We start from the raw sequence: 14,883 nt of genomic DNA, 5'->3' as shown, positions 1-14,883 counted from the left end.
CCTAGAGCCGGCCGTAGAGTTCGTTGAGGGCGCGCAGCTGCCCGGCCAGGGGGTCGGGCAGCCACTCCCATTCAAAACGCCAGCGCCAGTTGCCCTCGGCAACCCCGGGCACGTTCATGCGGTGCTCGCCGCCCAGCGCCAGCAGATCCTGCAACGGGATCACGGCCAGTCCCGCCACCGACGCCAGCGCTGCCCGGATCAGCGGCCACGGCATCGGTTCGCCGGGGTGGCCCAGGTAGGCGTGGAGCCGCTGCGCCGTCGCCTCCGGTAGGTCGGCGTACCAGCCCAGGGTGGTGTCGTTGTCGTGGGTACCGGTGTAGACGACGCAGTGCCGGTGGTGCTGGTGGGGTAGGTAGGGGTTGGCGGCGTCGCTGTCGAAGGCGAAGTGCAGCACCTTCATCCCCGGCAGGGCGAAGCGCTCGCGGAGCCGCTCCACGTCCTCGGTGATCACGCCCAGATCCTCGGCCACCAGCGGGACCCGACCGAAGCGCTCCTCCACCGCCTCGAGTAGGGCGTCCCCGGGGGCTGCCTCCCAGTATCCGTCCCGGGCGGTGGGCGCCTCGGCCGGGATCGCCCAGCAGGCGCTCAGCCCCCGGAAGTGATCGATGCGCACGAAGTCGAACAGGGCCAGCTGGGTGGCCAGCCGCTCGAGCCACCACGCGAAGCCGTCGCCCTGCAGGCGCTGCCAGTCGTAGAGCGGGTTGCCCCAGCGCTGGCCCTCGGCGGAGAAATAGTCCGGTGGCACGCCGGCGACGAGGGCCGCATGCCCCTCGTCGTCGAGTCGGAAGTACCGCCGGTGGGCCCAGGTATCGGCGCTGTCGTGGGCGACGAAAATGGGGACGTCGCCGAAGAACTGGACACCGCGCTCGGCGGCGTAGTCGCGCAACGCCTGCCACTGGCTGAAGAAGAGGTACTGTTCAAAGATGTGGCGGTCGATCCGCCCGGCCAGCCGGTGGGTGGCTGCCTCCAGCGCCGCCGGTTCGCGGTCCCGCTCGGCGGCGGGCCACGTCCACCAGGCCGCGTCGCCGTGCTCCTCGCGCAGGGCGGCGTAGAGGGCGTAGTCCTCCAGCCAGTGGCCCTGCTCGCGCCGGAAGGCGTCGATCTGCGCCTCGGTCGGTGCGTCACCTTGTTCGCGCAGCCGCTGGTGGGCGCGGTGCAGGCAGGAGCGGCGCCAGGCCCGCAGCGCGACAGGATCGTCTCCGGTCTCTGGGGGGTGAAGCTCCTCCGGCGTCAGCCACCCCCGCTCGGCCAGTGCGTTTAGGTCGATGTAGCACGGCTCGCCCGCGTGAACCGACAACCCCTGGTAGGGGCTGAGGTCGTCGTGGGTGGGGCCGAGCGGCAGCATCTGCCAGATGGTGAAGCCGCTTGCCGCCAGCCAGTCCACGAAGCGGTAGGCGTGCTGCCCCAGGTCGCCGTTGCCTGCGGGCCCAGGCAGGGCGCTGAGGTGAACCAGCACCCCAGCCCGGCGCCGCTCGGCCAGCTCCGCGCCGCTCACGGCTCGGCGCGTCCGTGGCGCATCACGCCGCCGCGCTCGGGCGAGCCCCGGCCCTGGCGCGCGAAGGCGTGGCTCAGGTGCTCCGGCGGCTCCTGGCCCAGGGCGTGGTACAGCGCGGCGAGTTGGATCCGATAGAGGTGGTCGAAGTCGCGGATCACGTCGGCGGGGTTGTAGTCGCCGAACCACCAGAACCAGTCCGAACTCTCGCAGATGGCCAGCTGCGCCTCGGCGCGTTCCCGGGCGGCTTCGTCGAGCGCGCCGATACGCTGATCGAACGCCTGCTTGGCCTCGGCAAGCAGCTCCCAGGCCCGATCCTTGTCCACCTCGCCGATCCAGGTGGAGAGGGTGCCGTAGACCCAGCTGCCGGCCACCAGTCGTGACAGGGGGCGCGGCTCGAGTTCCTCGGCCGCCTCGGCGAAGGTGGTCAGCACCAGTCCCGGGTGATCGCCGAGCCGCTGATACAGGCCGTTGAGAAAATGGAAACCGTTGGCGGGGTAGTGCTCCCAGGCGTTCTCGCCGTCCATGATGATCGGGATGACCGTCTGTTCCGGTGCCTCGCAGCCGGCGGCGATGGCCTCCATGCGGCTGATTAGATTGGCGACGGCGTCGTCGCCGTGCCAGTCGGAGAACTCGAAGCCGATGGCGTCGGACAGCCCGTCGTCGCGGAAGAAGCAGCGGGTTCCGTCGCCGCTGTCGCCCTCGGCGTCGAGGGCGTAGGCCCGGTGCCACTGGCCGTTGCCGGTGCCCTCCGGGCCGAGGCTGTTGTCCAGGACCGCGCCGCCGCTGGCCGCCCAGCGGAATCCGAACTCCTGCAGTAGCCTCAGGGTGGCCTGGCTGATCGCCCCCTCCGACGGCCAGCACCCCCGCGGCCGGTGGCCGAAGGTGTGCTCAAAGCGCCGTATGCCCTGCTCGAGGTGCCAGCGCGCCCGGTCCTCGCCGCCGGGATAGCGGTCGACCACCGGCATGGAACTCTCGGGCCAGGACTCGCGGGCGCACTGCAGATCCTGGAGCAGTGGCAGGATGGGGTGCCCATAGGGGGTCATCGACAGCTCGACCCGCCCGGTCTCGGCCAGGTGGCGGTAGCGGTGGGGCAGGCCGGCGAGCAGCTCGCCGATTACGCCGAGCAGTTCGCGTCGGTCGTGGAGGGTAAAGCCCTTGCCCTGGTCGATCAGCCGCTGGACCCGCGGCTCGCCGCGGCGGACGGTCTCGCCCATCCAGCCCAGGTGGTACCAGGTGATCAGATCCACCAAGAAGGCGTCGCTGAGGTAGCGCATGCTCGCCGGGTGGGCGCTGACCATCTCGGCGATCTCGAGCAGGTGCCGGAATGCCGGGAACGGGTCCGCTAGCCGCTGGCGGTTGATGCGCTGGCACTGCTCGACCAGGCGGCGCCGCTCGTGCTCGTTGACCGGCAGGGTGGGCATGGCCAGGGCGCGCAGCAGGGGGTCGCGCAGCCGTTCGCCGCTTTCCAGGAAGCCGGCGATCTGGCGGCTGTAGTCCTCCAGCTGCTCGAGGAGAACCGGGGAGAAGTTGACCACTGCGCGCGCCGCCGGGTTGGCCTCGAGGTGGGCGGCCATGTCGGCGTAGTCCTTGATCCCGTGCAGGTAGGTCCAAGGTAGTAGGTAGTCGCCGGTGCCGGGGTCGAGGTAGCTCGGCTGGTGCATGTGCCAGCACAGCACCACGCGCACGGGCTGGGTCTCTGTCGCGTTCGGGTCGCTGGCATCAATAGACAACGTGGATCTCCTGGCCGAGCATTTCCGGGGTGACGAGGACAACACCGCTGGGGCTGACCGTAAAGCGCCGCGCGTCCTCCTCGGGATCTTCGCCGATCACGGTCCCCGCCTGGATGTGGCAGTACTTGTCGATCACCGCGTTGCGGATCCGACAGTCGGGCTCGATATGGGCCTCGGGGAGGATCACCGAGTCCTCAACCCGGGTGCGTTCATCGACGATCACCGACGAGAACAGTAGCGAGCGCCGTAGCCGCGCCCCGGAGATGATGCACCCGCCGGAGACCATGGAGTCGACTACGGTGCCGCGGCGGCCCTCCTCGTCGAAGACGAACTTGGCCGGGGGCAGCTGCTCCTGGAAGGTCCAGATCGGCCACTTGCGGTCATAGAGGTTGAGCTCCGGGGTGACGTCGATCAGCTCAAGGTTGGTCCGCCAGAAGGCGTCGATGGTTCCTACGTCCCGCCAGTACGCCTGGTCCCCGGTGGTCGGCTCCCGGAAGGGGTAGGCCATGACTCGGGCCTGGTCGATCAGCTGCGGGATGATGTCCTTGCCGAAGTCATGCTCCGAGCCGCTGCGGGCGTCCGCCCCGAGGGTTCGGAAGAGGAAGTCCCGGTTGAAGACGTAGACCCCCATGGAGGCCAGCGCACGGTCGTCGCGGCCGGGGATCGGCGTGGGGTTGGCCGGCTTCTCGTCGAAGCGAACCACCCGGCTGTCGTCATCGATGCCCATGACGCCGAAGGCGCTGGCTTCCTCGATGGGGACCTCGAGGCAACTGACGGTGACGTCGGCGCCGCTCTCCACGTGGTAGGCAAGCAGCGGCCCGTAGTCCATCTTGTAGATGTGGTCGCCGGCGAGGATCAGGACGTAGTCGGGATCGTGCAGCCGGACGATGTCCAGGCTCTGATAAACCGCATCGGCCGTGCCTTGGTACCAGGAGTCGGCGATGCGCTGCTGGGCTGGCAGCAGTTCGACGAACTCGCCGAAGTCGCTGCTCAGCGAGCTCCAGCCCTGACGGATGTGCCGGATCAGGGAGTGGGCCTTGTACTGGGTGAGTACGCCAATGCGCCGCACGCCGGAATTAATGCAGTTGGACAGGGGGAAGTCGATGATGCGGAACTTGCCGCCGAACGGAACCGCCGGTTTGGCACGCCACTGGGTGAGCTCGCGCAGCCGCGTGCCGCGGCCGCCGGCGAGGATCAGGGCCAGGGTGTCTCGGGTCAGGCGGCTGACGAAACGGGGAGAGCGATGGGATAACACGTCGGATCTTCCTGGTGACAGAGGCCTGAAGGGCAGTATGGACGGCTTTTCCGGCGATCGACAGGGTATTGCGTGCCAGCGCCCCTTCCGGCAGGGTCCATTGAAGCCGGCGAGCGGGGTGTGCGCGTGAATCGATCCATTCAGAAGGATGCCGGGGGTGACGACCGGCAGCGTATCGCGGAGGGCCGTCACGCCGACCCCTTCGCCTACCTCGGCGGGCCCCACGGCGCCGAGCGCCGGGTGCGGATCTACCACCCGGAAGCCGTGGAGGTAACCTTCAAGGACGGCACCGCGGTGCCCCGTATCGCGGGTACCGACTTCTTCGAGGCGCCGCTGCCCGCCGCCCTGCAGGCGCCGTACGTTTTCTGCTGGCGCGACGCTGGCGGGAGCTGGCGCAGCACCTACGACCCCTACAGCTTCCCGCCGGTGCTCTCCGAGTTCGATCTGCACCTCTACGCCGAGGGGCGGCACTGGCACGCCCAGCGCTTTCTAGGCGCGCACTGCACCACGGTGGAGGGGGTGGCGGGCGTGGCCTTTGCCGTCTGGGCGCCCAACGCCGAGCGGGTCAGCGTGGTGGGCGACTTCAACCGCTGGGACGGGCGTCTTCACCCCATGCGGTTGCGCCTCGAGGCCGGGGTGTGGGAGCTGTTTATCCCCGGGCTGGAGCCGGGGGCGTTGTACAAGTTCGAGTTACGCGGTCACGGCGGTTGTGGCCCCATGCTCAAGACCGACCCCTGTGCCCGGCGTTACCAGCAAAGGCCCGAAACGGCCGCCGTGGTCGAGCCGCCGGAGGCCTACGCCTGGGAGGACGGCGAGTGGATGGAGCGCCGGCGCCGGGAGGGCAGCGCCTGGCAGCAGGCGCCCTGGTCGATCTACGAGGTCCACCTTGGCTCCTGGCAGCGCGATGCGCAGGGCGGTTTCCTCGACTACCGCACCCTTGCCCACGAGCTGGTCGCGTACGTCCAGCGCACTGGGTTTACCCACATCGAGCTGCTGCCGATCACCGAGCACCCGCTGGACGACTCTTGGGGCTACCAGACCACCGGCTACTTTGCCCCGACCAGCCGCTTCGGCGGCCCGGATGATTTCCGCTACTTCATTGACTACTGCCACCGCCACGGCATCGGAGTGATCCTGGACTGGGTGCCCGCCCACTTCCCGCGGGACGCCTGGGCGCTGGCCCGCTTCGACGGTACGCCGCTCTACGAGCACGCCGATCCCCGCCAGGGGGAGCACCGCGACTGGGGGACGCTGATCTTCAACTTCGGCCGCAACGAGGTGCGCAGTTTCCTGCTCTCCAGCGCCCTGTACTGGCTCGAGGCCTACCATCTGGATGGGCTGCGCGTCGACGCAGTGGCCTCCATGCTCTATCTGGACTACTCCCGCGAGGACGGTGACTGGGTGGCGAACGTCCACGGCGGCAACGAGAACCTGGAGGCCATCGCCTTCCTGCGCGAGGTCAACACCGTTACCCACGGCGAGCAGCCTGGGACCTGCATCATCGCGGAGGAGTCCACCTCTTGGCCGCAGGTCACGCGCCCGACCTACCTCGGTGGGCTGGGGTTCACCATGAAGTGGAACATGGGCTGGATGCACGACACCCTGACCTACCTCGGCGAGGACCCCGTCCACCGCCGCTACCACCACGACCAGCTGACCTTTGGTCTGCTCTACGCCTTCACCGAGAACTTCGTCCTGCCGTTCAGTCATGACGAGGTGGTCCACGGCAAGGGCAGCCTGCTTGACCGCATGCCCGGCGACGACTGGCAGCGCCTGGCCAACCTGCGCCTGCTCTACGCCTACCAGTTCACCTATCCGGGCAAAAAGCTGCTGTTCATGGGCTGCGAGATTGGCCAGCGCAGCGAATGGGATGCCGATTCTACGGTGGACTGGGCGGCCCTATCCGATCCACGCCACGCCGGCGTGCAGCGCCTGATCGGCGATCTCAACGGGCTCTACCGGGGTGAGCCGGCGCTGCACCGGCACGACTTCTCCGAGGCGGGCTTCGCCTGGGTGGACTGCCACGACGCCGAGCAGTCGGTGCTCAGTTACCTGCGCTGCGGTGACGCCGGCGAGCGGGCAATGGTGGTTCTCAACTTCACGCCGGTGCCACGCCACGGCTATCGGCTGGGCGTGCCGGTCGCTGGGTACTGGGCGGAGCGGATGAACACCGATTCGGCCCTCTACGGCGGCTCGGATGTGGGCAACGCCGGTGGCGTGATCGCCGAGCCGGTGCCGTGGAGCGGCCACCCGTATTCGGTGGTGCTGACCCTGCCGCCGCTGGCCGGCCTGGTGCTGGTCGGGGAGGGTGCGTGAGGATCCTGTTCGCCACCGCCGAGGCTTGGCCGCTGGCCAAGACCGGGGGCTTGGGCGACGTGGCTTTCGGCCTGACCCGGGGGCTGGCTGAGCTCGATTGCGACGTACACCTGTTGATGCCCGCCTATCCGGGTGCCGCCGAGCAGCTGGAGGGCACGGTCCGCCGGCGTCAGGTGCCGTGGGCCGACGGGGATGTGGCGCTGATTGAAGGGCGGCTGCCCGGCACCGGGGTTGGGGTCTGGCTGCTCGACGATCCGCCGCTGTTCGCACGCGTCGGCGGTCCCTACGCCACGGCTGGGGGCGATGCCTGGCCGGACAATCATTGGCGGTTCTGCCGTCTGTCGCAGGTGGCTGCGGCTCTGGCAGCGGGGGATTTGCTGGACTGGCGCGCCGACGTGCTCCACGGCAACGACTGGCAGACCGCGTTGGCCCCGGTGTTCCTGCGCGAGCGCAGCGAGCGGCCGGCCACCGTGTTCGGTATCCACAATCTGGCCTACCGCGGGCTCTTTCCGGCGGAACTCTATCCCCGGCTCGGGCTGCCAGCCGAGCTCTGGCACCCCGAGGGGTTGGAGTTTTTCGGCCAGCTGGCCTTTATCAAGGGCTCGCTGGTCTTCGCCGACGCCCTGGTGACGGTCAGCCCAACCTACGCTCGCGAGATCCAGACCCCGGCCTTTGGCTGGGGGCTGGAGGGGCTCCTCCACCACCGGCGGGACCGGCTGTTCGGCATCGTCAACGGCATCGATACCGAGACCTGGGACCCGGGGCGTGACCCCCATCTGGCCGCCCGCTACGCCGAACCGGACGACCCGGCCCGGTGGGCCAATCGCGGGGCCGTGGCACGGGCCGTTGGCCTGGCGGAGGGCGACGGGCCCGTGCTCGGTTTCGTCGGTCGGCTGGTGGAGCAAAAGGGTGTGGACCTGATCCTGGCGGCGTTGCCGCGTCTGCTGGCCAGCGGCGCGCGGCTGGCCCTTCTCGGCTCGGGGGATCATAGGCTGGAGGCCGCGCTGCGTGCCGCGGCCGAACAATATCCGGGGCAGGTCGGGGTGGTGATCGGCTACGATGAGGCGCTCGCCCACCAGATCGAGGCCGGCAGTGATCTGTTTCTGATGCCCTCGCGCTTTGAGCCGTGCGGGCTCAACCAGCTCTACTCCCTGCGCTACGGGACGCCGCCGGTGGTCCACCCCACCGGCGGGCTGGCGGATACGGTCGTGGACGTGGATGCCCACCCCCAGAGCGGTAACGGTTTCCACCTGGCTGCGGCGGAGGGCGCCGCCCTGGCCGAGGCGGTGGAGCGGGCCTTGGCGCACTGGCGGGATCGGTCGGCTTGGCACGCCATCCAGGCCCGCGGCATGGCCGGGAGCTACTCGTGGGAGGCCTCGGCGCGGGCGTATCGGGATCTGTATCGCGAGCTGGGGGCAGAGCGGGGATGACGACTGCTCCGCCGGGTCAGCGCCCGCGGATTAGCGCTGGCGCCTGCCCCGCCCCCGGCCCTTTCGCTGCCGGGCCGGGGGGGCGCCCGCGGGCGGCGTCTGCCGGCGGGGGTGCTTGCCCGTCGGGGTCCGCCGCCCCTCGCCGGCGGATCCGGTGCCCGGCGGCTGGTGGGCGGGCACCAGGTGACGTTTGCTGTTGCCGATGAGGTCCGCGCGGCCCATGCGCTGCAGGGCCTGGCGCAGCAGCGGCCAGTTCTCCGGGTCGTGGTAACGCAGGAAGGCCTTGTGGAGCCGACGCGTGCGCAGACCCCGGGCGGTGTGCACCGGGGCGCCGCCCTCCGGCCCGACCCGGCGCAGCGGGTCGCGGCCGCTGTGATACATGGCGGTGGCCAGCGCCATGGGCGTGGGCAGGAAGGCCTGCACCTGGTTGGGCCGGAAGCCGTTGCGCTTGAGCCACAGGGCCAGCTGCAGCATGTCCTCGTCCGTGGTGCCCGGGTGGGCGGCAATGAAGTACGGGATCAGGTACTGCTCCTTGCCCGCCCGCCGGCTGTAGTCCTCAAACAGCGCCTTGAAGCGATCGTAGGTGTCCATGCCCGGTTTGAGCATCTGCCCCAGGGGCCCGGGCTCCGTGTGCTCCGGCGCGATCTTCAGGTAGCCGCCGACGTGGTGGCTGACCAGCTCCCGCACGTAAGCCTTGGAGTGGATGGCCAGGTCGTAGCGCACGCCCGAGGCCACCAGGACCTTCTTCACGCCGGGGCGTTGCCGGGCCTGGCGGTAGAGGTCGATCAGCGGCTCGTGATCGGTATCAAGGTTGCGGCAGATGCGGGGGTAGAGGCACGACATGCGCCGGCAATGGGCCTCGGCCTGCGGGTCCTTGCAGCCCATGCGGTACATGTTGGCACTGGGGCCGCCGAGATCCGAGATGACCCCGGTAAAGCCCTCGGTGCGCTCGGCGATCTCGTCGATCTCGCGCAGGATCGACTCCCGGGAGCGGGACTGGATCAGCCGCCCCTCGTGCTCCGTGATCGAGCAGAAGCTGCAGCCGCCGAAGCAGCCGCGCATGATGCTCACCGAGAAGCGGATCATCTCCCAGGCGGGGATCCGGCGTCCAGCGTAGTCTGGGTGCGGCCCCCGCTGGTAGGGCAGTTCGTAGAGGGTGTCCAGCTCCTCGGTGCTCAGCGGCAGCGGAGGCGGCGTGATCCAGACCTCCTGATCGCCGTGGGCCTGCACCAGGGTCCGGGCGTTGTGCGGGTTGGTCTCCTGGCGGGTGATGCGCGCCAGCTCGGCAAAACGATCCGCGTCCCGGCGCACGCTCTCCCAGTCCGGCAGCCGCAGCACGCCCTGCTGGTCGGCCGGGTCGTCCTCCGCGGGGCCGGGAGCGGGGCGGGCGTAAGCGATGCCGCGCACGTCGCGGATCCGCTGCGGCGGCTCGCCGGCGGCGATGCGGTGGGCGACCTCGACCAGGGCCCGTTCCGCGTTGCCGTAGAGCAGCAGGTCGGCCTTGGCGTCGAGCAGCACCGAGCGCCGGACCTTGTCGGACCAGTAGTCGTAGTGGGCCAGGCGGCGCAGGCTGGCCTCGATCCCGCCCAGGAGGATCGGCGTGTCGCGGTAGGCCTGGCGCAGGCGCTGGCTGTAGACGATGGTGGCCCGGTCGGGGCGGCGTCCGCCCTCGTCATCGGGGCTGTAGGCGTCGTTGCTGCGGCGCCGACCATCGGCGGTGTACCGGTTGACCATGGAGTCCATGTTGCCGGCGGTGACGCCAAAGAAGAGGTTCGGTGCCCCCAGGGCCTGGAAGTCGGTGGTGTCGCGCCAGTCGGGCTGGGCGATAATACCCACGCGGAAGCCCTGGGCCTCGAGCAGACGGCCGATGATGGCCATGCCGAAGCTCGGGTGATCGACGTAGGCGTCGCCGGTGACCAGGATGATGTCGCAGCTGTCCCAGCCCAACTCGCCCATTTCTCGCCGGGACATGGGCAGAAACGGCGCTACGCCGAAGCGGGCCGCCCAGTAGGGGCGGTAGGAGAACAGTGCGGGGGGCTTCGAGTCGTTCACGCCGTCATGGTAACCGGCGCAGCGGGGCGCGTCATGGACGTTTTATGTGCCGCGGCCGCAACTTGAGCGGATCCCGGGGCGGCGCTAGGGTGTCGGGCTCGAATCATCGCCCCGGAGTCCATGTGTCATGAAGATCGAGCAGCAGACCCTCACCGTGCAGACCCGCGGCCGTGGGACCCATGAGCTCACCCGTCGCCTCGCCGACGCCATTGGTGAGTACGGCGTTTCGCGTGGCCTCGCGCATGCCTTCTGCCACCACACCAGCGCCTCGCTCATGATCACCGAGAACGCCGATCCCAGTGTCCGCGCCGATCTGGAGCGGTTCATGGCCCGTGTAGCGCCGGACGGCGACCCCATGTACGAGCACGACATGGAGGGCCCTGACGACATGCCGGCCCACATCCGCAGCATACTCACCGGCAGCGGCGTGACCATCCCGATCAGCGGCGGTCGCCCGGCGCTGGGGACGTGGCAGGGGCTCTACCTCTGGGAGCACCGCAGCGGGGGGCATGCTCGACGCGTGACGCTGACGCTGATCGGGGAGTGACGGGAAGAGTCACGATCGAGTCACGCGGGTCGCCGGGAGGCTGGACGGAGTACGTGGGTTTTTGCGTAACGATGGATTGGAGGGCGGGAAATGGTGGGCCCGGTCGGATTCGAACCGACGACCAAGGGATTATGAGTCCCCTGCTCTAACCACTGAGCTACAGGCCCGTCGGAGGGGATAGGGATCCCGCAGGGATCAAAACACAACCCCGGGGCGCCGGCAACGGCACCCCGGGGATCGGCTCGGGCGCGGGTTACTCCTCCAAGAAGCTGCGCAGTCCCTCCGAGCGGGTCGGGTGGCGCAGCTTGCGCAGCGCCTTGGCCTCGATCTGGCGGATGCGCTCGCGGGTGACATCGAACTGTTTGCCGACCTCTTCGAGGGTATGGTCGGTGTTCATGTCGATGCCAAAGCGCATGCGCAGGACCTTGGCCTCCCGGGGCGTCAGCCCGGAGAGTACCTCGCGCACCGACTCGCGCAGGCCTTCGGAGGTGGCCGAGTCCACCGGCGAGGTGACGCTGGTGTCCTCGATGAAGTCGCCCAGGTGGCTGTCCTCGTCGTCGCCGATGGGCGTCTCCATGGAGATCGGCTCCTTGGCGATCTTGAGGACCTTGCGCACCTTGTCCTCGGGCATCTCCATGCGCTCGGCGAGCTCCTCGGGGGTGGCCTCGCGGCCCATCTCCTGAAGCATCTGCCGCGATACCCGGTTGAGCTTGTTGATGGTCTCGATCATGTGCACCGGGATGCGGATGGTCCGCGCCTGGTCGGCGATGGAGCGGGTGATGGCCTGGCGGATCCACCACGTGGCGTAGGTGGAGAACTTGTAGCCGCGCCGGTACTCGAACTTGTCCACCGCCTTCATCAGGCCGATGTTGCCCTCCTGGATCAGGTCCAGGAACTGGAGGCCGCGGTTGGTGTACTTCTTGGCGATGGAGATGACCAGGCGCAGGTTGGCCTCGACCATCTCCTTCTTGGCGCGGCGGGCCTTGGCCTCACCGATGGACATGCGGCGGTTGATCTCCTTGATCTCCGCCACGGAGAGGCCGTTCTTGTCGGCGATCTCCTTGAGATCCGCCTGGGCCTTGCGGATGGTCTCGGCGTGCGGCTTCAGTCGCTCGGCGCGCTCGCCCCCCTCGGCCAGCAGGTCGTCGAGCCAAGTGGGGTCGGTTTCGCGATCCTGGAAGCTCTTGACGAACTCCTTGCGAGCCATTCGCCCTTCGCGGGTGCACAGATTCATGATCTCGCGCTCTCGGGCGCGGATCGTATCCACCGTGCCACGCAGCCGGTCGGCCACAGCGTCCACCACCTTCGGGGTGAACTTGATGCTCAGGAAGATCTCCTCCAGCTCGCCGCGCAGTTCGGCGATGCGCGGTGCGGCCGAACCCTCGCTGGCCAAAACCTCCTGCATCTCGTTGTAGGCGGCCCGCAGGCGCTCAAAGAGCTCCGCCACCGCCTCGGGATCGGGGCCGGTTTCGGTGGCGGTGGTCTCCTCCTCGTCCTCGGTGGCGGTCTCCGGGGCGGCAGCGGGGGCCTCCGGAAGCTGCTCGGAGCCGTCCTCGCGGTCACGGAAGCCGGCAAGGATGTCGGTCAGCCGGGCCTCGCCCTCCTGGGCGCGGTCGTAGAGCATGATCAGCTGCCGGGCCGCCTCCGGGTAGGAGGAGAGGGCCATCAAAGCACGGTCGAGCCCGTCCTCAATCCGCTTGGCCAGCTCGATCTCGCCCTCGCGGGTGAGTAGCTCGACGCTGCCCATCTCGCGCATGTACATGCGCACGGGGTCGGTGGTCCGGCCGAACTCGGCGTCCACGGCGGCGAGGGCGGCAGCGGCCTCTTCGGCCTCGTCCTCGTCGGTGGCCACGGTGGTTTCAGCCAGGAGCAGCTCGTCCGAGTCCGGGGCCGTCTCATGGACGTTGATCCCCATGTCGTTGATCATGCCGATGATATCGTCGATTTGATCGGGGTCGACGATATCGTCGGGGAGGTGGTCGTTAACCTCCGCGTAGGTCAGAAAGCCCTGCTCTTTGCCCTTGGCGATGAGCTGCTTGATTTGCGACTGTTGATCCTGTGACATAGGCGATCGGTCTGATCCGCGGTTGCTCGGGGAAGGCGCCGCTGGGCGGAACCGTACAGTGTAGCGTCCAGGTTCGGGTTCCTTCAAGGGCGCGTCAGGTTTTAGAGGCGAAACGCCGCGCGAAGTTCCTCCATCTCCTGCTGTTCATCGGCGCTGATCCGGCCCCGCTTGAGCCGGTCCATCAGCAGCTGCAGTCGTGTCGCCTGACGCAGCCGCTCCTGCTCCAGGTCCATGGTCTGCTCATCCCGTTCCTCCTGCTCGAGCTCACGGACCAACCGCTTCTGCTCGTTGTGGATGATCTGCTCCTCGATCCGCATGAGGGCGTCCTGGAGTTCCTGCTGGTGGTCCCCCTCGGCCATGGCGGTTCGTTGCCAGGCCGCCAGCCGGTGTAGCGGGGTCTCGTGCGGGGTGTCGCGGAACCGCTCCAAGACCCTTGCCGTTGTGATATTGGGTTCCGTGCGCGCCAGTTCAAGGAGCTGTTGCAGCAAGTCTAGTCCAGGAATGTCTCGATCGGCGAAGCGGTCCGGGTCGCCGGCGTACGCCGCGAGCTGCGGCTGCTGCAGCAGCAGGGCGATGGCGTGGCGCACGGGGGTGCGCTGCAGGCTTGTCTCGGGACTGCGTGGGGCGCTGCGCGGCTGCGCGGCGCCTTGGTTGCGGGTGGCTTCGCCCCGTCCTTCGAGGATGCGGTCGATGCGTTCGGGCTCGGTGCGCGTCAGCTCGGCGAGCTGGCCGATCAGCGTCTCGCGCACGATGCCCCGTGGTAGCCGCCGCAGCGGGTTGCTGGCCCGTTCCAGCAGGCGGGCGCGGCCGTCGACGGTGGTCAGGTCGCACTCCTCGCCGAGGTGGGCCAGGAAGAATTCGATGACCGGCGTGGCGGCATCCAGGCGTGCTTCGAAGGCCTCGCGGCCCTCGCTGCGCACCAGGTCGTCGGGGTCGCTGCCCTCGGGCAGCAGCAGCACGCGGACCTCGCGGTCGCCCTGCAGGACTGGGAGCAGGTTCTCGACGGCGCGCAGCGCCGCGCTGCGGCCGGCGTCGTCGCCGTCGAAACAGAGCACCAGTTCGTCCGCGGAGCGCAGTAGCAGCGTCGCCTGCTCGGCGGTGGTGGCGGTACCGAGGGTGGCGACGGCGCCAGGGATGCCCTGCTGGGTCAGGGCGATGACATCCATGTACCCCTCGACCACGATCAGCCGGCCGGGGCGGCGCTCGGCTTGAAGGGCTTGGTAGAGGCCGTAGACTTCACGGCCCTTGTGGAAGACCGGGGTCTCCGGGGAGTTGAGGTACTTGGGCTCGCCGTCGGAGACCACTCGGGCGCCGAAGGCCACCACGCGACCGCGGCGATCGTGGATCGGGAAGGTAATGCGATCGCGGAAACGGTCGTAGGTCTTCTGTTCCCGTTCGATGATCAGTCCGGCGCGGATGGCCGGTCGCGGGTCATCGAGCTGGCGCAGGAGGTTGTCCCAGCCCGGCGGGGCGAAGCCGAGGCCGAAACGGGCGGCCACCTCCCCGGAGATCCCGCGCCGACGCAGGTATTCTACGGCGCTCTGGCGCGCAGGGTGGTTGCGCAGTGCGTCGCGGAAGAACTGGTGGGCGTGGGCCAGAGCGCGGTACAGCGGGGCGTATTCGTCGGCGGCCCGGCGGGCCCCGCCGCCGTCCGGGATTTCCAGGCCAACCCGGCCGGCCAGCTCCTCAATGGCCTCACGGAACTCCATGCGGTCGTGTTCCATGAGGAAGCGGATCGCCGTGCCGTGGGCACCACAGCCGAAGCAGTGGTAGGTCTGTCGTTCAGGATTGACGTTGAACGAGGGGGTGCGCTCGTCGTGGAAGGGGCAGCGCGCCTTGTAATTGCTGCCGGCCGGGCGCAACGGCACGCGCTCGCCGATGACGGCGACGATGTCGGTGCGTTGCAGCACCTCATCGATGAACTCATCGGGGATCCGCCCGGCCATCGGCCAGCCTCCGGGGTCTGGAAGGCTCCAGACGGTATCGCGGCGAG

9 protein-coding genes and 1 tRNA gene are annotated in these 14,883 nt (G+C 69.0%); 3 read left to right on the top strand and 7 right to left on the bottom strand.

Annotated features, from left to right (window positions below; all coding sequences use genetic code 11):
- Position 1: 1 nt before the first annotated feature.
- From malQ to glgC, 3 genes are read right to left on the bottom strand one after another with little or no spacing between them, the layout of a single operon-like run.
- The gene (gene malQ, locus LRG07_RS05885; RefSeq protein WP_238636565.1) at positions 2-1,495 is read right to left on the bottom strand and encodes a 4-alpha-glucanotransferase; all 1,494 of its coding nucleotides are present in this window, start codon (positions 1,493-1,495) and stop codon (positions 2-4) included.
- A complete protein-coding gene (locus LRG07_RS05880) occupies positions 1,492-3,156 on the bottom strand; it encodes a glycoside hydrolase (RefSeq protein ID WP_370641507.1) in 1,665 nt (554 codons plus the stop codon). The genes malQ and LRG07_RS05880 overlap by 4 nt, the downstream gene beginning before the upstream one ends.
- Before the next feature lie 58 nt (positions 3,157-3,214).
- Positions 3,215-4,480, bottom strand: coding sequence for a glucose-1-phosphate adenylyltransferase (glgC, locus tag LRG07_RS05875; protein ID WP_201241757.1), 1,266 nt, complete (start codon positions 4,478-4,480; stop codon positions 3,215-3,217).
- A gap of 126 nt (positions 4,481-4,606) precedes the next feature.
- On the opposite strand from glgC, the gene glgB reads away from it, so the two are divergent.
- Together glgB and glgA are read left to right on the top strand one after the other, a co-directional pair.
- Positions 4,607-6,796 carry a 1,4-alpha-glucan branching protein GlgB gene (glgB, locus tag LRG07_RS05870; RefSeq protein WP_238633456.1) on the top strand — a complete coding sequence of 730 codons (2,190 nt, stop codon included), beginning with the start codon at positions 4,607-4,609 and terminating at the stop codon, positions 6,794-6,796.
- Positions 6,793-8,226, top strand: coding sequence for a glycogen synthase GlgA (glgA, locus tag LRG07_RS05865; protein ID WP_201169998.1), 1,434 nt, complete (start codon positions 6,793-6,795; stop codon positions 8,224-8,226). The genes glgB and glgA overlap by 4 nt, the downstream gene beginning before the upstream one ends.
- Before the next feature lie 30 nt (positions 8,227-8,256).
- On the opposite strand, the gene LRG07_RS05860 is transcribed toward glgA, so the two are convergent.
- A complete protein-coding gene (locus LRG07_RS05860) occupies positions 8,257-10,278 on the bottom strand; it encodes a YgiQ family radical SAM protein (protein WP_201169996.1) in 2,022 nt (673 codons plus the stop codon).
- Positions 10,279-10,405: 127 nt separating this feature from the next.
- Here LRG07_RS05860 and LRG07_RS05855 point away from each other — a divergent pair, with 127 nt between their 5' ends.
- Entirely contained in the window at positions 10,406-10,825 is a 420-nt protein-coding gene (locus LRG07_RS05855) for a secondary thiamine-phosphate synthase enzyme YjbQ (protein WP_238641967.1), read from the top strand.
- A 91-nt stretch (positions 10,826-10,916) separates the two neighbouring features.
- Here the strand turns inward: LRG07_RS05855 and LRG07_RS05850 are convergent.
- From LRG07_RS05850 to dnaG, 3 genes are all read right to left on the bottom strand, one after another.
- Positions 10,917-10,992 (bottom strand) — tRNA-Ile (locus LRG07_RS05850).
- A gap of 86 nt (positions 10,993-11,078) precedes the next feature.
- Entirely contained in the window at positions 11,079-12,890 is a 1,812-nt protein-coding gene (gene rpoD, locus LRG07_RS05845; protein WP_201169992.1) for an RNA polymerase sigma factor RpoD, read from the bottom strand.
- Positions 12,891-12,991: 101 nt separating this feature from the next.
- Positions 12,992-14,836, bottom strand: coding sequence for a DNA primase (dnaG, locus tag LRG07_RS05840; protein ID WP_238636575.1), 1,845 nt, complete (start codon positions 14,834-14,836; stop codon positions 12,992-12,994).
- Positions 14,837-14,883 lie beyond the last annotated feature (47 nt).

Source organism: Halorhodospira sp. 9622 (assembly GCF_022228025.1).
Lineage (GTDB): Bacteria > Pseudomonadota > Gammaproteobacteria > Nitrococcales > Halorhodospiraceae > Halorhodospira > Halorhodospira halophila_A.
This window is presented reverse-complemented; position numbering and strand designations above follow the sequence as displayed.